Here is a 21,388-nt window from a genome sequence, read left to right on the forward strand (position 1 = left end):
CCGCGTCCTCGTGGTTCTCTTTGTGCGACCGCGCCCCATTGCTTCCCCCCGGACGACGCGGATGGTAACGGTTCCGAAGCGAAGATTAGGCTATTGGCCGAGGTCTAGCAATTAGAGGCAGTCCACAACCACCTTGTAGTGGCCGTCGGGGACGGAGAGAGTACATGGTCAAGCGCCTGGTCTGCGAGCACAACACCAGGTAGCTCAGGCCCGAAACCTCCGACTACCAGCCCTAGGCGGTCCGCATTTTTCGCCCTGTTGTAACGAGAACCCCATGGACAGCATTATCGGCCCGATTATTCAGGCAGGGCTAATTTTCATTCACCTTAGCAAGCGCAACCTTCTCAAAACAATCCACGGCCAGGAAATCATAATCTCCGACAAAAAGTACAACCACGGCACTTGGATTGGCTGCATCATCTTTAAGCTGGGCGCTGACCGGCGCCTGCCCCGAGCCCGTGTTCGCCCAGCTGGGCACACGGTGGCCTCGGCCGCGCTGCCTATCCTGGCCGCCTGGGCCGGCACCTGGACCTACTGCGCGTTGAGGCAAAAGCGGCCGCACTAGCCCCCGCCCCCCCCTGAAACCGGCCGGGGCCAACCTTCCTGGCGGAGCGGCTAGCCGCGGGTTACCACTTCACGCCTACGGTCAGAAAGTAGCTGCGCCCATCCGAGGGCAGGATGCCGGGGCCGGGGTAGCCCGTAGCGCGGCGCGTAAAGTAGCGGGCGTTGGTCAGGTTATTGATGCTGCCTTCCAGCTTTAGCCAGCGCCGCTCCCAGGACACGGAAGCGTCCAGCAGGCGGTAGGCGGGAATCAGCCCGACGACGGCCGCCGTGGGGTCGGGACGCGCATCCCGGGGGCTGTTGTCGGCATTAGTGGCTTCCGAGAACTGGTCGGAAAGCGAGGTAAACTGAACGGACGCCTTCACCGGCCCGTAGCCGCCCTGCAGGCCGGCCTTCAGGTTGACGTTCGGCACAAACTCCACCTGCTGGCCCACCACCTCGGGGTTGGCACTGCGCGTGTAGCGGCTGCGGATCAACGACACGTTGCCGAACGTGGACCAGCGCCAGGGGCCGGGCTCGCGCCCGGGCCGCAGCACCTGGAGCACATCCGCTTCGGCGTAGGCTTCCAGGCCCAGAATCAGGGCCCGGCCAATGTTGTCGCGGTAGCGGTAGGGCCGGTCGAAGGCGTCGTAGGTGGCAATCTCACCGATGCGGTTGTTGTAGCCCAGGGCAAACACGCTCAAATCGTAGGTTAGCCACTGGCCCTGCTCCCCGCGCAGGCCCAGGTCGGCGGAGTAGCCGCGCTCGTCCTGCAGGTTGGGGTTAATCACCAGCGAGTTATTGACAATCTGCATGTCCCCGAAAGTGATGGAGCGGTAGTTCTGGGACACGTTGGCGTAGAGCTCGCGCCCCTCCACCGGCTTGTAGCTGGCGCCCAGGCCGCCGATCACAAACGTGCGGGGGCTGGTGCGCTGCTCCGCCGTGGTTTGCACGGCGGTGATGTTGCCGGCCAGGTCCCGGGATACCGTCTGGTACGTGCCCTGGGCGCGGGTGCGGATGTATTCCAGGCGCACCCCGGGCGTGAGCGAGAATTTCTCGCCGAAGTACAGGATGTTTTCGGCGAACAGGGCGGCGTTGTGATTCGGGAAGCGGTAGTCCGAGGAGGCCGAGGGCGCGTTCAGGCCCGCCCCCGGCTCCTCAAAGCGAAACTCCGCCCGGCGCCCGGCCGGCCCGGCGCCCTGCCGGCTGTGGTTAAAGCCGCGGTACAGGCGCGTGCCCACCAGCAGCACCCCGCTTTTCGTAGCCCCCAGCGCGTAGCGCGTCAGGTAGCGCGCCTCGGCCCCCACGTTGCGGAAGTCGCCGGTGATCAGCTCGCGCTGCTGGGTGTCAGCGTCGGGGCGCTCCACGAAGTTGGTGCGGAAGCCCAGGGCCCGGCGCGAGGCCAGCAGCCCGAACGTGGTCAGGTTTACCTGGGAGCGGGAGCTTAACTTCCAGTCGGCCGAGATATTGAACAGGTTCCAGTTGACTTCAAACCAGTTGCGCTCCCGGTTGCTCTGCCGGGGGTCGTCGGCAAACTGCCGGTCGCTGAGTCCCCCCGGCTGCTGGGCCAGGTAGTTCATGTGGGTCACCTGGGCGCCTAACTTGAGGTTTTCCGTGAACTGGTAGCGCAGATCGGCGTAGGCCGTTTTGCTGTCGAAGCGGCTGTTGGGGCGCCACCCGTCCCCGCGCTTGTACTGGGCGAAGGCGTAGTAGCTCAGCTTTTTAACCGTGCCGCTTACGCTGTTAAAGGAGTTGAAAAAGCCAAAGGAGCCCATCGTCTGCCGGGACACCACCGCGACGGTTTTAGTTGGCTCGGGGGCGCGCAGCTCAAAGTTGAGCAGCCCCCCGAACTGGGTGCCGTACTGCAGGGAGGCGGCCCCGCGCACCAGCTGGATGCGCTTGACGGCTTCCACGGGCGGGGTGTAGTAGCTTTCGGGGTAGCCCAGGGCATCGGCCGAGATATCGTAGCCGTTCTGGCGCACGTTGAAGTTGCTGGTGCGGTTGGGGTCGAGGCCGCGGCCGCCGATGCTGAGCTGCAGCCCACCCTGGTCGCTTTCCCAGATGTTGAGTCCCGCCACCCGCGAGTACACCTGCCGGGCGTTGTTGGTGGCCAGGTTGGCCACCAGGCTGTCGGGCACGATCACCTCGGTTTTCTTGGCCGCAAAAATGGCGGTGCCTTCCACCTCCCGCAGGCGCTGGGGCCCGAAGCGTGCCTGGGGCGCGGCCACCACGACTTCCTGGAGCTGCCGCTCCCGGCGGGTTAGGGTAAACTCCGGGATGCTCCCGTCCGCGGACACCAGTACCTCCACTTTCAGCGGCTCGTGGCCGATGGAGGAAAACTGCAGCAGCTGCCGGCCGGGCGCCAGCCGGGCCAGGGTAAACAAACCGGCCGAGTCGGTGCGGGCAATCTGGCGGGAGCCGCGCACGTACACCTCGCAGCCGGCCACGGGGCGGCCGGTGGCTTCTTCGCGCACCCGGCCCTGCCAGCGTACCTGCTGGGCCGCGGCGGAAAAGCCGGCGAGCACACTCGCCGTCAGCACGGCACTATAAACCGGTAATCTCATCGTCGAAAGGTAAAATCCAGGACTTGGGGCGCCAGTCGTCGCGGACGCGGGCCAAATCCACCGTGGGGTCAATAAAGCTTTTGCCCAGCCGCCCGTTTAAACTCACGTAGGCATCGGCGTACACCTGGGGGCGGCGCACGCCGCGCCGGGCGTAGTAGTCGCGCAGGTAGTGGGCAAACTGCACCAGCATGTCGGGCTGGGTGCTCATCATTTTCTCCTGCAGCACGCTCAGGTGCTCGTAGTTGTTGACCAGCCGGGCCCGGCCCGTGACGCCGTCCACCACCTTGAACTGCACCTGGCCCATCTTTTCCATGAGCATCACGCGCCAGGAAAACCGGTAGCCCTCCTCGGTCCAGAACAGCTCGTGGGGGTAGAGCAGGTAGCGAAACGGCAGCAGCAGCTGCCCGGTGAAAAACACCCCCAGCGCGAGCAGCAGCAGGCGGCGGCGGGCGGGGCCGTACTGCAGCGGAGTCGGCGGCCCTGGGGTAACCGGCGCCAGCCGGCCCAGGGCCCGCAGGCGCCGCAGCAGGCGCTCGTGCCAGGCGGCGGGAAAAAAGATCAGGGCTGCGACCATCATCACGTAGGGAAACATGCCGATGGGAAACAGCACCGCCGTCAGCACGTGAAACACCACCACGGTCGCGTAGGCCCAGGGGCGGGTGCGGTGGTAAAGCAGAAAAAACGGCACCGTTAAATCGTAGAGCGCCCCAAACCAGCTGAAGGCGTAAGCCACCCAGGGCTGGCCCAGCAGGGGCCCGACCAGGGGCAGATCGTTTTTGGCCGGCAGCCAGATGCGCAGGGGCATGGCCTGCCCCAGCCAGTCCGAGTTCAGCTTGGCCAGCCCGGCGTACACGTACACGATGCCCAGGAGCAGGCGCAGCGCGTCCACCGTCCAGGCCGGCACCTCGCTGCGCCAGCGCGCCGGCTCCCGGTAGGTATCCAGGGAAAAGTAGCGGCCCGCCGGCAGCAGCACCAGCAGCAGGGCCGCCAGGCTCACAAAGTAGTAGTGGTTGAGGTAGGTGCTTTTGTCCAGGAGCTCGATGTAAGTAAAGCTCAGGAACAAGCCCACGGCGGCGGTCCGGTACCAGTAGCCCAGGGCCACGAGCAGGGCGCAGAGCCCGCACAAAGCAAACAGCCCGTAGGTGTAGACCCCCAGGGGCCGCACCCACTCAAAGCCGTAGTAAGTAAAAAAGAACTTGGGCTGCAGGTACAGCTCCGCAATCCAGCCCTTCCCCCAGAAACGCACCACGCTGGCCAGTACCAGCAGGCCAAAAGCCATGCGGAACGTAGCCAGCGGGGCGGCAGCGGTAGTGCGCTGCAGGTAGGCAGAAAGCCAGCGGGTGGGCATTAGTCGCCGTCGTTATCCACGTAGGTCACGGTGATGCCCAGGGCCGAGGTCATGTCCACCTTGAGCAGGCGCACGGCCTTTTGCATCTCGTTGTAGGCCGAGACTGCGGCAGCATTGCGCGCGGTTATGGTCTGGTGCAGGTCCGGGCCGAGGGCGGCCAGCTGCTGGGCCGAGGCGTCAAGCTGGGTGGTGATGATGCCGGTCAGGCCCTGGCCCGTGCGGCTGTCTTTGGCGTCGAGGGCATCCAGGTAGCTTTTCAGCGAGGGCTGACCGGGGCGGCCGTTGAAAAACCGCTGCACCGTAGCGTGGGCCGTGGTGGCCAGCTGCAGGGGCAGCGCCCCGCCCCTATAATAGGCTTCAATCTTCTCGGGCAGGGGCGTGCCGGTCATAACCCCGGCGGGAATGCCGATTTTGCCGGCCCGCAGGTAGCGCTCAAAATACTGGGAGTAGGCGTTGATCACCCGCGAGAGGGAGGAGCTGGCGTCGGTGCCGGTGCTTTGGATAAAGGTTTCCCGGTAGGTGCCGTTCCACTGCGTGTATACCGGCGCGAAGGTCTGCTCCATTTTGGCAACCACGTCCGTCAGGTACTGGCGGTGATTGGCCGAGGCGGCGTACTGCCGGGCAATGGCCTCGTCCCCGCTCGCTACGCCATTAAGCAGATAGTCCACGGTGGGGAAGCCCTGCTGGGGAATGGCCGAGGAAAGCTCAAAGTTGTAGCTGCCGCTGCTGATGTTGCGGTTGATGCCGGGCACATCGGCGGGGTAGATGTTGAAGTGATTGCGCAGGCTGACCTGCTCGGCGGGCCCGAACTCGTAAAGCTCCACCTGCTGCCACCCCACGTAGGCTTCCTGCCAGGCCTGGCGCAGGAGGCCCAGCGTGGCGGGGGTAGGCGCGGCGGTAAAGGCCGTGGTTCTGGCCTTCAGGACCCCTAACTTATCATTGAAGCGCTGGTAGCCGGGCTTCACCAGGCTGTCAGCCCAGTGCGTGAGCAGGGCCCGGCGGTCGGGGCCCGTGCTGGGCTCGGGCGCGCCGCCGGCGTCTTTCTGACAGCTGATCAGGCCCACGGCCACCAGCACCAGGGTCAGGGCAAACAGAAGAAACTTTTTCATGAGAAGCGGATAGAGTGGCCGGGGCCTACAGGCTAGGCGGCACCCGGATTACTGCAGGTTGAACTTGGCCTTGATGGCGTTGATGGCCACGTCAGCCTGGGCATTGGTCAGGCTCCAGGCGCCGTTCGTGCCGGACGTCAGGCCCGACAGCAACGAGTCCGAGAAGGCGGCATCGGCCCCAAACTTGGTGCAGAAGCGCAGGGAGTAAATAAAGCCCAGGCCCTCGCCCAGGGCGTGGGCTTTCACCGCCGGGTCGGCTGCCGCCTTCCAGTTGGCCAGGTAAGACACGGCCGACAGGGCAATTGTTTTCTCCAGCTCCGTGCGAATGATGGTGGCCTGGGCTTTCACGCCGGCCGCATCATTGTTGACGATGGCCGCGCGCCCCTTCAGGAAGGCCATGTACACGCCCGGCGAGGCGGGGCCGTTTTTCTCGTTGAGGTACCCGGCCAGGAACCGCTCGCGGGGCGTCTGGTTGATGTCCGTGGTCATGATGGCATTGCTGGTCAGGTAGCCGTAGGCCATATCCCAGTTGTGCTCCAGCTCGGAGTAGCTTTTGCCTTCTACCAGCTGGCTGTTGTTAGCCTGCAGGGCGTTGTCGGTCAGCAGCACGTTGTCGATCTGGTCGAGCAGCACGGCCCCGATCAGGGCCTTCTGAATCACCTGGTTTACCTCGATGCCGTTCTCGTCGACCAGGTAGCGGCCCAGACGGCCGGCCGAGCCGGGCAGTGCCACTTGGTTTACCGACTCGCTGGCGGTGGCCAGCTTGGTGATGTTGTTATCGATGTAGGTGCGCGCGGCCTCGGCCGACGTGCCAGCAAACGATGCGGCCGTACCCGTGCGCAGCGAGAAGCCAGCGGTGTTTAGGCCCGCTCCCGTAAAGAAGCTGCCGGTGTTGGCGTAGAGGCCCCGCAGCTTGGCGACGTCCAGGGTCTGGGGGGCGGCCGGGGGCGCCACGGCCACCAGGGCCATGTAGGAGTTAAACTCCGAGAACATGTTCAGGCGCTGGGCGGCGGCTCCCAGATCAACGGTGCTCTGGCCGCTGGCATCCTTGAATGACTCGGTATACCGCGATGTGGCCGTCAGGGAGCTGGCATCCATCTTGGGGCGCAGGGCTGGCGTTGGCTCGTTGTCCTTGCTGTCACAGGAAGTGAAGCCAAGGGCGAGGGCGAGGAGCGGCAGCGAAGCGTATTTAAACGACATAAAGCAAGGGTTAGGGGAATGATGCGGCAAAGGTATTTCCTTATTTGGAAATATTACAAATAGAGAGCAGGATTTACTTAGACTTTTTCTAATTACTCCTCCTGCTCTACCTCAGCCTCAGGCATTCTTTACCTCCCGGGGCGCTCCTATAAAGGCACTTACCCCAACCCACGCCGGTCAACAGCCTACTTCAGGTGGTTAACGCGTAGTCCTTGTTGGCTTACTTCCGGGCCCGGCGGGGCCCGGCTTTTCGTTTATCAAACTGCCAGAGGGCCGACCTGTTGGATTTTGCGGCAGAAGGCAGCTGGGATAGAGCCGCACGCGCGCGGGCCGCATAGCCAGCAGGAGCGCGCGCGGTAGCTTTTACTTAACCACCAGCTGCCCGCGGAGCATGCCCATAGCGCAGGTAAAAGCAAAGGTGCCGGCCTGCTGGGGCAGTAGCTCCACCAGGGTAGTCTGAAAGGCCGGCAGGTCCCGGCGGATGCTAAAGTCGGGCAAGAGCACTTGCTCCGAGCAGGTATTTTCTTCGGCCCGGTAAAAGTTCAGCTGGACGGGCTGGCCCCGCTTCACTTCAATTACATCGGGGGAGTATCCCCCTTGCACCAGGATGTCGACCTGCTGCACCCCGGTAGCGGAGGAAACGGCGCTGACCACCGGGCGGGCAGAAAAAAAGAAGTACCAGACCACGAAGCCAGCCAGGGCCAGGCCCATCAGGGTCACGATGATTGCGGTAGAATCCATGGCGTTAGTTTTTAGCGGGAGCAAAGCTGCGCAACCGCAGCGAGTTGGTGAGCACCGAGACGGAGCTCAGGGCCATGGCCCCGGCCGCCAGCATGGGCGAGAGCAGGAGCCCAAAGAAGGGGTAGAGCAGGCCGGCGGCCACTGGGATGCCCAGCGTGTTGTAGATGAAGGCGAAAAACAGGTTTTGCTTGATGGTGCGAATGGTCTGGCGCGAGAGCTCAATGGCCGTCACCACCCCCTGCAGATCGGAGCGCATGAGCGTGATGCCCGCCGCTTCCATGGCCACATCCGTCCCGCCGCCCATGGCCAGCCCAATGTCGGCCTGCGCCAGGGCCGGCGCGTCGTTGATGCCGTCGCCCACCATGGCCACTACGCGCCCCTCGGCCTGCAGCTCCTTGACTTTGCCCGCTTTGCCGCTGGGCAGCACCTCGGCAAAGTAACGCTTGATACCCACCTGTTCGGCTACCTGGGCGGCCGTCTGGGGATTGTCGCCGGTCATCATCATCACCTCAATGCCCAGGCCCTGCAGCCGCTTGATGGCCGCGGCCGACGTCTCGCGCACGGTGTCGGCCACGCCGACGAGGCCCACGGCCTGCTGGTCAACGGCGACGTACAGGACGGTCTTGGCCTGGGCCAGCAGCTCGTCGGCCCGCCGGCGTACGGCCGGCGACGGGCTGATCCCGGCCTCGTCGAGCAGGCGGAAGTTGCCGATGAGCACCACCTGCCCGTTCACGAACGCCTGGGCGCCCTTGCCTTCGATGGCCTTAAAACCCGTGGCAGAAACCACGGCGGCATGCCGGGCATCGGCGTAGCGCACCACGGCCTCGGCCAAGGGGTGTTCGCTCTGCCGCTCCACGGCGGCTACTACCTGCAGCAAGTGCGTTGCGTCCTGCCCCTCGGCCGGCACGAAGTCAGTTACGGCCGGCTCGCCGCGGGTGATGGTACCCGTTTTGTCCAGCAGCACGGTGTTCACCTGGTAGGCTTTCTCCAGCGCTTCGGCGTTGCGAATCAGCACGCCGTGCTCGGCGCCCTTGCCCGTGCTCACCATGATGGCCGTGGGCGTAGCCAGACCTAGGGCGCAAGGGCAGGCAATGATGAGCACGGCCACAAAGTTGACCAGGGCCAGGGGCAGCCGCATCCCTACGGGGGCCAGGTCAAACCAGAGCACAAACGTGAGGATGGCAATGACCACGACGGTGGGCACGAAGATGGCGCTGACCTTGTCGGCCAGCCGCTGGATGGGGGCCCGGCTGCCCTGGGCATCTTCCACCAGCTTGACAATCTGCGAGAGCATGGTGTCGGCACCCACTTTCGTCACGCGGAAGCGGAAGGAGCCCGTCTTGTTGAGCGTAGCCCCAAACACCGGATCACCGGCCTTCTTCTCCACGGGCAGGCTCTCGCCCGTGAGCATGGCCTCGTCCACGGCCGACTGGCCTTCCTCAATCACGCCGTCGGTGGCCACCTTTTCGCCCGGTCGTACTACAATGACATCCTGGAGCTGCACCTCTTCGATGGGCACGTCGACTTCCTGCCCGTCGGGGCGCACCACCCGGGCCGTTTTGGCCTGCAGGCCCATCAGGGCCTTGATGGCGGCCGAGGTCTGGGTTTTGGCCCGCAGCTCCAGCACCTTGCCCAGCAGAATCAGGGCGATAATGGTGGCGGTGGTGTCGTAGTACACTTCGGGCATAATGCCCCGGCGCATAAACCAGCCCGGCACCACCGTGGCCGCCAGGCTGTAGAGAAACGCCGCCCCCGTGCCCACGGCAATCAGGGTGTCCATGTTGGCGGCCCGGTGCTTGAAGCCGTTCCAGGCCGAGGTAAAGAACTCGCGGCCGCTGTAGAGCAGCACGGGCAGGGTGAGCACCAGCAGGCCGTAGTTGAGCCACTGCATGTTGATGCGCTGCATCATCGCGGGCCAGAGCATGAGCATGCTCAGCGGCATAATCACTACAGCCAGCCCCGTGGCCACCCAGAAGCGGCGCTTGAGCTTGACGTAGGCCAGCGCCTTTTGCTGGTCAATTTCCGCCTGCTGATCGGCGGCGCTGGTATCCGGGGCCCGCTCGCTTACGCCGTAGCCGGCATTCACCACGGCTTCCATTAGCGTGGCAGGGGTTGCCTGGGTGGGCAGGTAATCGATCGTGGCTTTTTCCGTGGCAAAGTTGACCACGGCCCGCTGCACGCCGGGCGTGCGGGTCAAAGACTTCTCGACAAAGGACGCGCACGAGGCGCAGGTCATGCCTTCGATGTCGAGGGTTTCAGTTTTGGTAGTTGGTTCCATAGGAATACACAGTGCTACTGCCGTATCGAGCCCGGGAATGAAGACGCCCAGGGCTTAAAAGCACTTTACAAAAGAACGGCTACCCTTCCAGAGTGTTGGTACGGAATCCCACTCGAAACTTGCATAATTTGCACGCAGCCCGTCACGAATGGGTTTACATAATCCGGCCGCCGACTTGCATAATTTTGTAGTCAGGGGTACTGGGCTTTTCCGGCTCTGTTGATCAAAAGCTGCGCATCAACTCAAGTGCGGCACATTATGCGGATCAGCGCCGGGCGCCGGGAGGACGCCGGGAAACTCTTTACCTAGAAACGGGGTAAATAAGCCGTACCGCTCTTTCGTGGAGAAGTTTACTTTTGCGGTTGCTTAACGCCTGTCATGTTCCGTACCCTGCTGCCTTTCCGCCGTTTGCTGGCGACGAGCTTTCTGCTCGTCTTCGTCAACGTGTTCGTGGGCCAGTGCTGGTGCGCAACCCTGAATCCGGTGCTGGCTGCGCCCGTGCCGGTGGCCAAGGCTACCCCGGCGGCCAAGCCCAGCCACCCCGGCTGCCACGGCCACGACAAAGCCCCCACCAAGCAAAAGGCGGCCAAGGCCCAGCATGGCCCCGACACCACGTCCAAAGGCTCCTCCGAAAAGTCGGACTGCTGCAAGGACAATTCCGCGGCTATCCTCAAGTCGCTCACCACGCCCGCTGAAAAGCAGCTGCTGACGGCTGCCCCCGCGCTGCTGCCCGCCAGCAACGACTTCTTTTTCCGGCCCGCTGCCGGACAGTGGGACCGCACCCATTCGGTTGTTCTGGTGCCCGGCGAGCACCTGCCCCCCAAAATACCCGACATCCGCATTTTTATTCAGTCCCTGACGGTCTGATTGGTTTGACGCGCGCTAGGCTCGCCCTGGCATAGCTCTGCTATGTCCGGGGCGGGCCTACGCTTTTGCGTGTCCGCCCGGCGCCCGGCTGCGCCCCCCCCTCCCTCCTCTTCCTGGTTTACTGCTGCCCAACAAAGGAAGCGCTGTTGCGAAGAAGCTGGTGGCCCCGCTCCCCAAGGACCGGGTCGCCGCCTGCTTTCCCACCTGCTGGTGCGCCGTGGTTGCCCCTGTGCCGGGCTGCGCGCTCGGGCAGCAGTGGCAAACCTGAGGCCGCGCTAGGAGCTCCCGGGCGACTGAAGCCAGGGCCCTTACCTGATCAACCCAACCCCTTTTTTATGTACCGCTTACCGTTTTCCCTGCTGGCTCTGGCCGGCGTCTTCACTTTTAGCAGCTGTTCTTCCGAAGCGGAATCGAGCAGCGCGACTGACACCGTCACTACACCTACCACCGGCCAGGCCGAAGGCACCGCTGAGCACGGCGGCGGCCACACCTACGCCTGCCCCATGCACCCCGAAGTGACCAGCACCAAGGAGGGCGACAAGTGCCCCAAGTGCGGCATGAACCTGGAGCACAATGACAAAGTAGCCGGGAGCGGCAAAACCTATGAGATGCAGCTCGTGCCCACCCCCACGGAAGTCACTGCCGGGCAGCTCACGACCCTGGGGTTCACACCCTATGAAATTGGAAACGAGTCAGCCCCCGTGCCGCTGGCCGTGGTGCACGAGAAAAAAATCCACCTCATCATTGTCAGCAAGGACTTAGGCCAGTTCTACCACGAGCACCCCGAATACACCGCGGCCGGCGACTACAAAGTAAAGTACACCTTCCCCAAGGGCGGGGACTACGTGCTGTTTCAGGACTACACGCCCACGGGCTCGGGCCATCAGCTCGGCCGCCAGCCCCTTACGGTGAAGGGCCCGGCTTACGCCCCGGTGAAATTTAAAAACGACGACATGCAGTGGGACCAAGACGGCTATCAGGCCACGCTCTCCTTCGACAAGCCGCTGACCACGGGCCAGCTGCTGGGCATGAAAATCAACCTCACCAAAGGCGGGCAGCCGGTAACCGACCTGGCAAACTACCTCGGCGCCCTGGGCCACGTGGTGGTCATCAGCGAGGACACGGAGCAGTATCTGCACGTGCACCCCAACGACCAGGCTGACAAAGGCCCGAGCATCGGCTTCAACACCAACTTCGAAAAGCCCGGCCTGTACCGCGTCTTCCTGCAGTTCAACCACGCGGGCAAGATTCACACCGGCGACTTCACCATCAACGTGAAGAACCCGGCTGCTAGCTAAGCACAAGTGCTTAGGCCCATTTCACTTTTCCTTAGCCCCAACCCAACCCCATGAAAAAGTTTGCTTTCTTCCTCACGGCCCTTTGCTCGGGCACCCTGCTACTCGCCTCCTGCAACAGCGACAAAACCGCTGGCTCCACGGCGACCACCCCAACTGTAATGCCTGCCACCGACACCGCCGCTCCCGGCGACATGGCCGGCATGGGCCACTCGGCCATGAGCCACGACGGGGCGGCCGCAGCCGGCGGCTCCCCGCAGCTGGTAGCCATGAACGCGATGATGCAGAAGATGCATGCCACCAAGCCTCAGGGCAACACCGACCACGACTTTGCCCACCACATGCTGGAGCACCACAAGGGCGCGGTCGTGATGGCCGACATCCAGCTGCGCGACGGCAAAGACGCTACCATGCGCCAGATGGCCGAAAAAATCAAGGCCGACCAGCTTCAGGAAATCACCGCCCTGGAGGCCGCCGCCACCCGCTTGGACAGCGCCCCCACCAACTACAAGCCCAACGACCCCTCCGATCCCTTCACCAGCAAGATGAAGGCCTCGATGGACGTAATGATGCAGAACATGCCCCAGCCGGTAGCTGACCCCGACATGAATTTTAACTTGCTCATGACCGTGCACCATCAAAGCGCGGTGGACATGGCCAAAGCGGAGCTGGCCCACGGCAAGGACACCAAGCTCAAGGAGATGGCCCAGCAGATGATAACGGCCCAGGAAAAGGAAATCCAGCAGTTCAAGGACTGGCGCAGCAAAAACGGCGACAAGATGTAGGCCCGCCGCCCGGCCCCAACCCTCATTTTTTTACCCCCAACTGATGAAATTCTCGCAAGCTCTCCTCTTCGCTGCCCTGCTGGCCGCGCCCTTCTCCGTGTTGGCCCAGCACCGCCACAAGCCCGGCACCGCCGCCCACGGCCACCAGGCAGCCGGCGAATCCCACGCCCATAAATCCCCCCACGGCGGCACGGTGCGCACCGCCGGCAAGTACCACCTCGAGCTGGTGCAGCAAGCCGGAGGAGTGCACGTGTACCTGCTCGACGAAAACGAAAAAACCCTGCCCCTGACCCGCTCCACCGGCACGGCCATGCTGCTGAGCACGGCGGGCAAAACTATTAGCGTGAAGCTGACACCGAGCGGCCACCATTTCGTGGCCGCCGTGCCCGCCGGCACCACCCTGCGCACGGCCATCGTGAGTTTGAAAGCCAACGGTAGCTTGCTCAGCGCCCGCTTTGATAAGCTTGACGCGGCCGCCAAAGCCGGCAAGGCCACGGCGTATACCTGCCCCATGAACTGCGAAGGCTCGGCCAGCGCCCAGCCCGGCAGCTGCCCGAAGTGCGGTATGGCCCTGGTGAAAAAGTCCTAGCCGGCGCGGGCTTTTCGGAGGCCGGGCGTCCCGACCCGCTTGGTCGGGGTCGTCTGCCGCTGCAACGGCGGGCGGCCCCCTGGCTCGTTTTACCCTGAATCTATGAAGTATCCGAAATTGACATGCAGCGGGCGTTTTCTGCTGGTTCTGGCCCTAGTGCTGGGATTCAGCCTCGAGGCCGCGCGCGCCCAAACCGTCATCAGACTGGACAGCGCCGTAGCCCTGACCCTGCGCCGCCACCCCCGGCTGCGGCAGTCGGATCGGGAAATTGAGGAGCAGCGCGCCCTTAAGCGGGGCTCGTTTGCCCCGCCCAACCCGGACTTCCTGTTCTCGGCCCCCACGGGCGAGATGTGGGCGCCGGGCGTGGTGCAAACCATCGACCTGCCCAACGTGTACCGGCGCCAGCGCCAAGTAGCCCAGGCCGGCATCATGCTGGCCGAGCGCAACCGCGACGTAAGCCGGGCCAGCGTGCTGCGCGACACCCGCCTGGCGTATCTGAATCTGCAGTTTGCCGAGGCCCAGGTGCGGCAGCTCACCTACCAGGACAGCCTGTTTCAGGTCTTGCGGCTGGCTACTGAGCGCCTGTTCGCCGCCGGGGAAGTCACCTCCCTGCAGCGCATCAGCACCGACGCCGAAGCCCGGCAGGTGAGCGTGCTGCTGCTGCAGGCCACCGCCGACCGGCAAGCCGCCCAGCGCCGCCTGGGCTTGCTGCTCGGTCAGCCCACCGCGGCCCTCGCCACCAGCACCGACCTGGGCCGTAGCGGCCCGGAGCTGGCCCAGACGGGCGGGGCGTTGCTTGCGGGGTTGCCCACCGAGGACAGCACGGCCCTGGCGGCCAGCCCCACGCTGGCGGCCGCCACCCAGAACGTGGCTTTAAGCCAGTCGGGCATCAGCCTGGTGCGGGCCCGGCGCACCCCGGCCCTCACGCTGGGCTATCAGAACCAGGCCTTTGAGAACTCCCAACTCAAGTACCGCTTTCAGTTTGGCCTGTCGGTGCCCCTCTGGCTGTGGACCTACCGCGCCCAGCTGCAGGCGGCCACGGCCCGCGCCCAGGCCGCCGGCTACCAGCTGCAAACCCAGCGCCTGGAGCTGAGCACCCAGTACGAGCAGGCCCTGGCCGACACGCGCAAGTTTGGGGCCTCGCTGGGTTACTACGAGCAAACCGGCCTGCCGCAGTCGCGGGCCATCATCAGCCAGTCCCAGCGCCTGTTCCGGGCCGGGGAAGCCAGCTACCTGCAGCTCATCCTGAGTTTAAACCAGGCCTTTGCCATCCAGAATACCTACCTGACGATTATCCGGGATTACCGCCAGGCCCTCATCGAACTTAACTACCTGCGGGGTGAATAACATGAAACACGTTCTTATTCTGCTCCTGAGCCTGCTCCTGGCGGGAGGGGCCGCCGCCCACGGGGGCGAAGACCACGGCGACGAAGCAAAAGCATCTACGCCGGCCGGGGCTACCTCCTTTTCCGTGGCGGCACTCTCGGAGCAGTTCGAGGTGCTGCTGCGCTACGAGCCCCTGGAAGGAGGCCAGCCCGCCGACCTGCGCCTGTTCCTCTCCGACTACGCCACCAACGCCCCCATCAAGGGCGCCAAGCTGACCCTGACTAACCCGGAAGATGCCACCCTGCAGTGGGCGGTAACCGAGCAGGAGCCGGGCAGCTACCTGGTCGAAGGAAAGTTTCCGGCCAATAAAGCCTACAGTTTCGCCCTCAACATCGTGGCGGGAGAACAGGCGGACCTGCTGCTGCTCGAAGGTATCAACGTCGGGCAGAAGCTGCCCGTAGCGGCCGCCCCACACGCCGAGGCTCCCGGGCTGTTTTCTTCCGGGAAAACGATCCTGGCGTTAGTGGGCGCTTTCGCGTTGGGGATTGCCCTGACTTTCCTGCTGCTGCGCCGGCGCCGCCCGGCCGCTCCAGTTTCCACTTCTACCCCCGCCGTCTATGAAAACCACGCATAAATTTCTGGCGGTTACCACCGCCGCCGGCCTGGTGTTGACTCTGCTGCTGCCTCCCCCGGGCCTGGTGCAGGCCCACGGCGGCGAAGACCACGGCGGGGAAGCCCAGGCCAGCACCGGCGTGGCCCTCGCCGACGAGGTGCTGCTGCCCAAGGAAAGCCAGTTTCTGTTCGAGGTGCGCACCCAGCTGGCGGCCTACTCCACGACCTACAGCCGGGCCACGCTCTACGGCACGGTAGCGGCGGCCGCGGGCGGCGAAGGCCGCATCGTGGTGCCCCAAACCGGGCGCATCGTGAGCCTCGCCGCACAAGTCGGGAAGTCGGTGGGGGCCGGGCAGACCCTGGCCGTCATCGAGCAAACCCTGGATGCCACCCAGCAGATCGGCCTCAGCACCGAGCGGGCCAACGCCCAGGCCGAGCTGCGCGCCGCCCAGCAGGACTACGCCCGCCTGCAGAGCATCGCCGACATTGCCGCCCGCAAGGACGTGGTGGCCGCCGAGCTGCGTTTGCGCCAGGCCCGGCAGAACGCGGCCATCTACAACGGCCAGGCCCGGCAGCGCCGCGTGACGATCACCTCACCCATCAGCGGGACCGTGGACGTGTTTAACCTGGCCGTCGGCCAGCAGGTCGGCCAGGGCGAGGAGCTGTTTCGGGTTATCAACCCCGGCAAGCTGCGCGTGGAAGCCCAGGTGTTTGCCCAGGACCTGGCCAAAGTCACGCCCGGCGCCCAATTCCGGGTTGAAGGCCTGCAGGGGCAAGCCAGTGTGCCGGCCCGGCTGGTGGTGTTCAGCAACGTGGTCAACCCCGTGAACCAGGCCCGCCAGCTGGTACTGGAGCTCGACGCCCAGCCGGGCAGCGCCTACCGCGCCGGCCAGGCCGTGAACGTGCAGGTCGTAGGCCAGACCGGCGGGAGCAAACCCCAGCTGGTGGTGCCCACCGCCGCCATCACCGACCTGAATGGCAAGCCCGTGGTGTTTGTGCACACTGAGCCCGAGCGCTTCAAGATTCGCTTTGTGCAGCCCGGCGCCGTGACGGGCGAGCAAACCGTGCTGGCGGAGGGGCAGGTCAACGAAAATGACCGGGTGGTTTCCGCCGGCACCTACCAGCTCAAGTCCATCTACCTTAATCAGTAGCCACCAGCTGCCCGCGATGAACCGCTGACGGCTGACTGATTCCCGCTACTCGCTTTGTTGACCCGGAGCTATCGGCTAGCCGCCGTCAGTTAACCGCTTACGAAAAAACATGCTCGATAAGATTATTCGCTTTGCCCTGCAGAACCGCCTGCTCATGCTGGCCTTTGCCCTGGGCCTGCTCCTGGCGGGCTCCTACACCGCCCGCCAGCTGCCCGTGGACGTGCTGCCCGACCTGGACCGCCCCCGGGTGACCGTATTCCTGGAGGCCCCGGGCATGGCCCCGGAAGAAGTGGAAGCCCTGGTGACCCTGCCCGTGGAAACAGCCCTGAACGGGGCTACCGGCGTGTCGGCCGTGCGCTCCAACTCGGCCATTGGCCTGGGCATGGTGTTCGTGGAGTTTGACTACGGCACCGACATCTTCACGGCCCGGCAGATTGTCAGCGAAAAGCTGCAAACCACCGGCGAGCAGCTGCCCGAGGGCATCACGCCGGTGCTGGGGCCCATCTCCTCGGTCATGGGCCAGATTATGCTCGTCGGCCTGTCGGGCGGCCCGCAAACCAACGCGGCGGAGCTGCGCACCCTGGCCAACTACACCGTGCGCCAGCGTTTGCTTTCCATTCCCGGGGTGGCCCAGGTGATTCCCATCGGCGGCGACAACCTGCAGTACCAGGTGCTGCTGGATATGCCCCGCCTGAATGCCACCGGCCTGACGGTAAACCAGGTCGAAGAGGCCCTGCGCCGCTCCAACCTGAACACCACCGGCAACTTCTTTGACCGGCAGGGCTCGGAAGTGCTGATTCGCAACCTGGGGCGCCTGCGCTCGGTGCAGGATATTGAGAATATCGTCGTGGGCTACCGGGCGCAGTCCCCCCTCCGGGTGGCGGACGTGGCCCGGGTGGAGTTCGGGGCCCGCTTTAAGCGCGGGGACGGCAGCGTGAACGGCCAGCCGGCCGTGATCCTGAGCATTGAGAAGCAGCCCGGCGCGGCAACGGTAGGCCTCACGGCCGCCGTGGAAAAGGCCCTGGTGGAGCTTAAGCCCTCCCTGCCCCGGGACGTGCAAGTGAACACGCGCCTGTTCAAGCAATCTGAGTTTATTGAATCCTCCATTACCAACGTGGAGGAAGCTTTGCGCGACGGAGCCATCCTGGTGGTTATCGTGCTGTTTGCTTTTCTGCTGAATGTGCGCACCACCTTTATTTCCCTGGTGGCCATTCCCTTGTCGCTGCTGGTGACGGCCCTGGTGTTTCGCCTGGCGGGCATCAGCATCAACACCATGACCCTGGGCGGGCTGGCCATTGCCATCGGGGAGCTGGTGGACGACGCCATCGTGGACGTGGAGAACGTGTACCGGCGCCTGCGCGAAAACCAGCAGCAGCCCAATCCGCAGCCGGTGCTCCGGGTGATCTACGCGGCCTCCTCGGAGGTACGCAACTCCATCGTGTACGCCACCATCATCGTGGTGCTGGTGTTTTTGCCCCTGTTTGCCCTCGAGGGCATGGAGGGCCGCATTTTCGCGCCCCTGGGCATTGCCTACATCACCAGCATCGTGGCCTCCCTGTTCGTGTCGCTCACCGTTACGCCGGTGCTCTGCTACTACCTGCTGCCCGGGATGAAGCAGATGCACCACCCCGAAACGGACGGGGGCCTGGTGCGCTGGCTTAAGAAAAAGGATACCCGCCTGCTGAGCTGGGGACTAACGCACCCCAAGCTGGTGCTCTCGACCACGGCAGCGCTGTTCGTGGCAGCGGCGGCTATGGTCCCGTTTTTCGGCACCGAGTTTCTGCCGCCCTTCAACGAGGGCTCGCTGACGGTAAACTTCTCCGCCCCCGCCGGCACCTCGCTCACGGAGTCCAACCGCCTGGGCACCCTGGGCGAGCAGCAGATGCTGAAGATTCCGGAGGTGGCCTACACTGCCCGCCGCACCGGCCGGGCCGAGCTCGACGAGCACGCCGAGTCGGTCAACAACTCGGAAATCGAGGTGGCCTTCAAGACCGAAGAGGAGCTGGAAAAGGAAGGCAAGACCATGCGCAGCCGCGACGAAATCCTGGCCGACCTGCGCCAGAAGCTCAGCTTGATCACGGGCGTCAACGTGAACATCGGTCAGCCCATCTCCCACCGCCTCGACCACCTGCTCTCGGGGGTGCGCGCCCAGGTGGCCATCAAGGTGTTCGGCAACGACCTGCTGGAGCTGCGCCGCTACGCCAATGACATCCGCGCCGTGGCCGCCGCCGTGCCCGGGGTGGTGGACCTGCAGGTGGAAAAGCAGGTGCAGATTCCCCAGCTGCTGATCCGCCCCCGCGACGAGGCCCTGCGGGCCTACGGCATGGCCCGCGGCGAAGTGGTGCGGGACCTGGAAACCTTGTTTCAGGGGGCCGTCGTCTCGCAGATGCTCGACGGGCAGAAGCGCTTTGACCTGGTGGTCAAGCTGCCCGAAGCCCAGCGCAATGACCTGGCCGCCATCAGCCAGACCCGCATTGAAACGCCCTCCGGGGCCCTGATTCCCGTCAGCCAGGTGGCCGACATCCTCTACGAGCCCGGCCCCAACACGGTCAACCACGAAAACACCCAGCGCCGCATCACCATCTCCCTGAACGTGGCCGGGCGCGACCTGGGCTCCACCGTCAAGCAGATTCAGGCCCAGGTAAGCCAGCGGGTGCAGCTGCCCCCGGGCTACTACCTGACCTACGGCGGGCAGTTTGAAAGCCAGCAGTCAGCCTCCCAGAAGATTCTGTGGCTAAGCTTGTTTTCGCTGGCGGGTATCTTTCTGGTGTTGTTTTCCCACTTCAAGTCTTCGCTCATGGTCGGGCAGATCATGCTTAACATTCCCCTGGCTTTGATTGGCTCGGTGGTGGCCGTGCTGCTCACCGGAGGCACCTTCAGCATCGCCTCGCTGGTAGGCTTTATCACCCTTACCGGCATTGCCTCGCGCAATGGCATCATGATGATTTCCCACTACATCCACCTGGTGGAGCACGAGGGCGAGCAGTTTGGCAAGGAGATGATAGTCCGGGGCTCCCTGGAGCGCTTGGTGCCGGTGCTGATGACGGCCCTGGTGGCCGCGCTGGCTTTGGTGCCGCTTACCCTGGCCAAGGACGCGCCGGGCAAGGAAATCCTTTATCCCGTGGCTACGGTTATCCTGGGGGGCCTGCTCTCCTCCACCTTCCTGGACATCATCGTCACCCCGGTGGTGTTCTGGCTGGTGGGCGAAAAAGCCCTGGCCCAGTACTTTGCTTCCCACCAGGAGGCAGGCCTGGACGACCACCCCCAGGAGCGGGACGCCGCGACCCTGCCCCCCGCTTCCGACCTGCCTCCCGGTGCGGCCCCGGCGGTAACATAGGCCGATCAGCCCATCGCACGCCCCGTTGTTCACCGTCGGGTGGGGCTCTGCCCCCTCGCTACTAACTAAAAGATGATCAGCACCCCCGCTTTTCCAGGCTGCCGAAAATACTCTATTCCCCGGCGCCCGGCCGGCAGAGCGCTACCGCGGCGGGGTACGACCCGACCGGCTGCATAATTACAGGCTGCGACCTGACTTTCCTCATTGTTATTGCTGGCAGCACCGCAGACCTTTAGGGGGTAACCCTTCCTTGCCGCACCCCAGGCGCCTGGATTACTCTTTGTGTATGCCCACGCCCTCCCTGCCGCCTGCTTCCTGGCCCCGGTCAGCCCCCAGCCGGGCGGGGGAAACCACCCCGGCTGGGCTTACGCCCGCGCAGGTAGTGGTGCAGCGGCAGCGCTACGGCGCGAACACGCTGGCCCCGGCCGCCCGGAATCACCTGCTGGGCATTCTGCGCGGCATTGGCTCCGAGCCCATGTTTATTCTCCTGGTCGTCACTGCCCTGGTCTATGGGCTGATTGGCAGCTACCCGGAGAGCATCACGATGCTGGCGGCCACCATCCTGGTGGCGGGCATCTCGCTCTACCAGGAAGCCCGCAGTGACCGGGCCCTGCGGGCCCTGCAGCAGCTTACCCAGCCGCGGGCCCGGGTGCACCGCGCGGGCCAGGAAACCGATATTCCCTCTGCTGAGGTGGTGGTCGGGGATGTGCTGCGGGTGGCCGAGGGTGAGCAGGTGGTAGCCGACGGCATGCTGCTGCAAGCCAATGACCTGCAGGCCGATGAGTCATTTCTGACCGGCGAGTCCCTGCCGGTGGCCAAAGCCGCCGACGGCCAGCAGCGGCTGTACGCCGGCTCCTCCGTCAGCGGGGGCAGCGCCGTACTCAGCGTCACGGCCGTGGGGCCGCAGACCCGCCTGGGCCGCATCGGTGGGCTGATAAACCAAGTTAAAACGCCCCCCACTCCCCTGCAGCGCCAGGTAGCTTCCTTTGTCCGGCGCATGGCCCTGGTCGGTGCCGGCGCCTTTGCCCTGGTGTTCAGCTTTAACTGGTGGGAGTCAGGCAGCTTTGTCCACGGGCTCCTGCACGGCCTGACGCTGGCCATGGCCGTGCTGCCCGAGGAAATACCCGTGGCCCTGTCCTCCTTTATGGCCCTGGGGGCCTGGCGGCTGATGCGCCGGCGCCTGCTGACCAAGAAACCCCAAACGGTGGAAACCCTGGGCTCCGCCACGGTTATCTGCGTGGACAAAACCGGTACGCTCACCGAAAACCGCATGCGCCTGGACCAGCTCTACTGCCCCGGGCAGAGGTCAGCTCACCCCTTTCGCCCGGCCGCCGCCCCCCCGTCCGAGCAGGAGCAGGGCCTGCTGGAAACGGCCATGTGGGCCAGCGAGCCCCACCCCTTTGACCCGATGGAGCAGGCCCTGCACCGGGCGTACGGGGAGCAGGCCGGCGCGGCCGACCGCCGGCCCGCCTACCAGCTGGTGCACGAGTACCCCCTGGGCGGCCGCCCCCCCATGATGACCCATGTCTTCGCCGCCGCCACCGGGCACCGCCTCGTGGCCGCCAAGGGGGCGCCCGAAGGCATAATCGCGCGCTGCGCGCTGGCGGAGCCCGACCCCGACTCGGCGCAGGCCGCCCTGCAGCAGT

The 21,388-nt window shown here is 64.8% G+C and carries 16 protein-coding genes; 10 read left to right on the top strand and 6 right to left on the bottom strand.

Annotated elements, in window-relative coordinates; all coding sequences use genetic code 11:
* Nucleotides 1–274: 274 nt before the first annotated feature.
* Nucleotides 275–565, top strand: coding sequence for a hypothetical protein (locus tag ACYVGU_RS19995; protein ID WP_460623554.1), 291 nt, complete (start codon nucleotides 275–277; stop codon nucleotides 563–565).
* Between the two features lie 61 nt (nucleotides 566–626).
* On the opposite strand, the gene ACYVGU_RS20000 is transcribed toward ACYVGU_RS19995, so the two are convergent.
* The 6 genes from ACYVGU_RS20000 to ACYVGU_RS20025 form a co-directional block, all read right to left on the bottom strand.
* On the bottom strand, nucleotides 627–3,104 hold the full coding sequence (locus ACYVGU_RS20000) for a TonB-dependent receptor domain-containing protein (RefSeq protein WP_460623555.1): 2,478 nt from the start codon (nucleotides 3,102–3,104) through the stop codon (nucleotides 627–629).
* Complete coding sequence (locus tag ACYVGU_RS20005) at nucleotides 3,085–4,452, bottom strand: HTTM domain-containing protein (protein ID WP_460623556.1); 1,368 nt, start codon at nucleotides 4,450–4,452, stop codon at nucleotides 3,085–3,087. The genes ACYVGU_RS20000 and ACYVGU_RS20005 overlap by 20 nt, the downstream gene beginning before the upstream one ends.
* On the bottom strand, nucleotides 4,452–5,561 hold the full coding sequence (locus tag ACYVGU_RS20010; protein WP_460615279.1) for an imelysin family protein: 1,110 nt from the start codon (nucleotides 5,559–5,561) through the stop codon (nucleotides 4,452–4,454). The genes ACYVGU_RS20005 and ACYVGU_RS20010 overlap by 1 nt, the downstream gene beginning before the upstream one ends.
* Before the next feature lie 48 nt (nucleotides 5,562–5,609).
* Nucleotides 5,610–6,761: a DUF4856 domain-containing protein gene (locus ACYVGU_RS20015; RefSeq protein ID WP_460623557.1), complete on the bottom strand. Its 1,152-nt coding sequence runs from the start codon at nucleotides 6,759–6,761 to the stop codon at nucleotides 5,610–5,612.
* A 363-nt stretch (nucleotides 6,762–7,124) separates the two neighbouring features.
* Nucleotides 7,125–7,502: a cupredoxin domain-containing protein gene (locus ACYVGU_RS20020; RefSeq protein WP_460623559.1), complete on the bottom strand. Its 378-nt coding sequence runs from the start codon at nucleotides 7,500–7,502 to the stop codon at nucleotides 7,125–7,127.
* A 4-nt stretch (nucleotides 7,503–7,506) separates the two neighbouring features.
* Nucleotides 7,507–9,780: a heavy metal translocating P-type ATPase gene (locus tag ACYVGU_RS20025; protein ID WP_460623560.1), complete on the bottom strand. Its 2,274-nt coding sequence runs from the start codon at nucleotides 9,778–9,780 to the stop codon at nucleotides 7,507–7,509.
* Nucleotides 9,781–10,158: 378 nt separating this feature from the next.
* Between ACYVGU_RS20025 and ACYVGU_RS20030 the strand changes: the two genes are divergently transcribed.
* The 9 genes from ACYVGU_RS20030 to ACYVGU_RS20070 all read left to right on the top strand — a co-directional run.
* Complete coding sequence (locus ACYVGU_RS20030; RefSeq protein WP_460623561.1) at nucleotides 10,159–10,647, top strand: hypothetical protein; 489 nt, start codon at nucleotides 10,159–10,161, stop codon at nucleotides 10,645–10,647.
* A gap of 335 nt (nucleotides 10,648–10,982) precedes the next feature.
* Complete coding sequence (locus ACYVGU_RS20035; RefSeq protein WP_460623562.1) at nucleotides 10,983–11,945, top strand: heavy metal-binding domain-containing protein; 963 nt, start codon at nucleotides 10,983–10,985, stop codon at nucleotides 11,943–11,945.
* Nucleotides 11,946–11,995: 50 nt separating this feature from the next.
* The gene (locus tag ACYVGU_RS20040) at nucleotides 11,996–12,727 is read left to right on the top strand and encodes a DUF305 domain-containing protein (protein ID WP_460623563.1); all 732 of its coding nucleotides are present in this window, start codon (nucleotides 11,996–11,998) and stop codon (nucleotides 12,725–12,727) included.
* Between the two features lie 43 nt (nucleotides 12,728–12,770).
* Nucleotides 12,771–13,316 (top strand): heavy metal-binding domain-containing protein, encoded by a 546-nt coding sequence (locus ACYVGU_RS20045; RefSeq protein ID WP_460623564.1) that lies wholly within the window; start codon nucleotides 12,771–12,773, stop codon nucleotides 13,314–13,316.
* Between the two features lie 102 nt (nucleotides 13,317–13,418).
* A complete protein-coding gene (locus ACYVGU_RS20050; protein ID WP_460623565.1) occupies nucleotides 13,419–14,663 on the top strand; it encodes a TolC family protein in 1,245 nt (414 codons plus the stop codon).
* A 1-nt stretch (nucleotide 14,664) separates the two neighbouring features.
* Nucleotides 14,665–15,276: a hypothetical protein gene (locus tag ACYVGU_RS20055; protein WP_460623566.1), complete on the top strand. Its 612-nt coding sequence runs from the start codon at nucleotides 14,665–14,667 to the stop codon at nucleotides 15,274–15,276.
* Nucleotides 15,260–16,405 (top strand): efflux RND transporter periplasmic adaptor subunit, encoded by a 1,146-nt coding sequence (locus tag ACYVGU_RS20060; protein ID WP_460623567.1) that lies wholly within the window; start codon nucleotides 15,260–15,262, stop codon nucleotides 16,403–16,405. Before ACYVGU_RS20055 ends, ACYVGU_RS20060 begins: the two co-directional genes overlap by 17 nt.
* 109 nt (nucleotides 16,406–16,514) lie before the next feature.
* Nucleotides 16,515–19,742: an efflux RND transporter permease subunit gene (locus ACYVGU_RS20065; RefSeq protein WP_460623568.1), complete on the top strand. Its 3,228-nt coding sequence runs from the start codon at nucleotides 16,515–16,517 to the stop codon at nucleotides 19,740–19,742.
* Nucleotides 19,743–20,028: 286 nt separating this feature from the next.
* Nucleotides 20,029–21,388: HAD-IC family P-type ATPase (locus ACYVGU_RS20070; protein ID WP_460623569.1), on the top strand; the 1,360-nt coding region annotated here is incomplete at its 3' end.

The organism is Hymenobacter tenuis, from assembly GCF_054780495.1.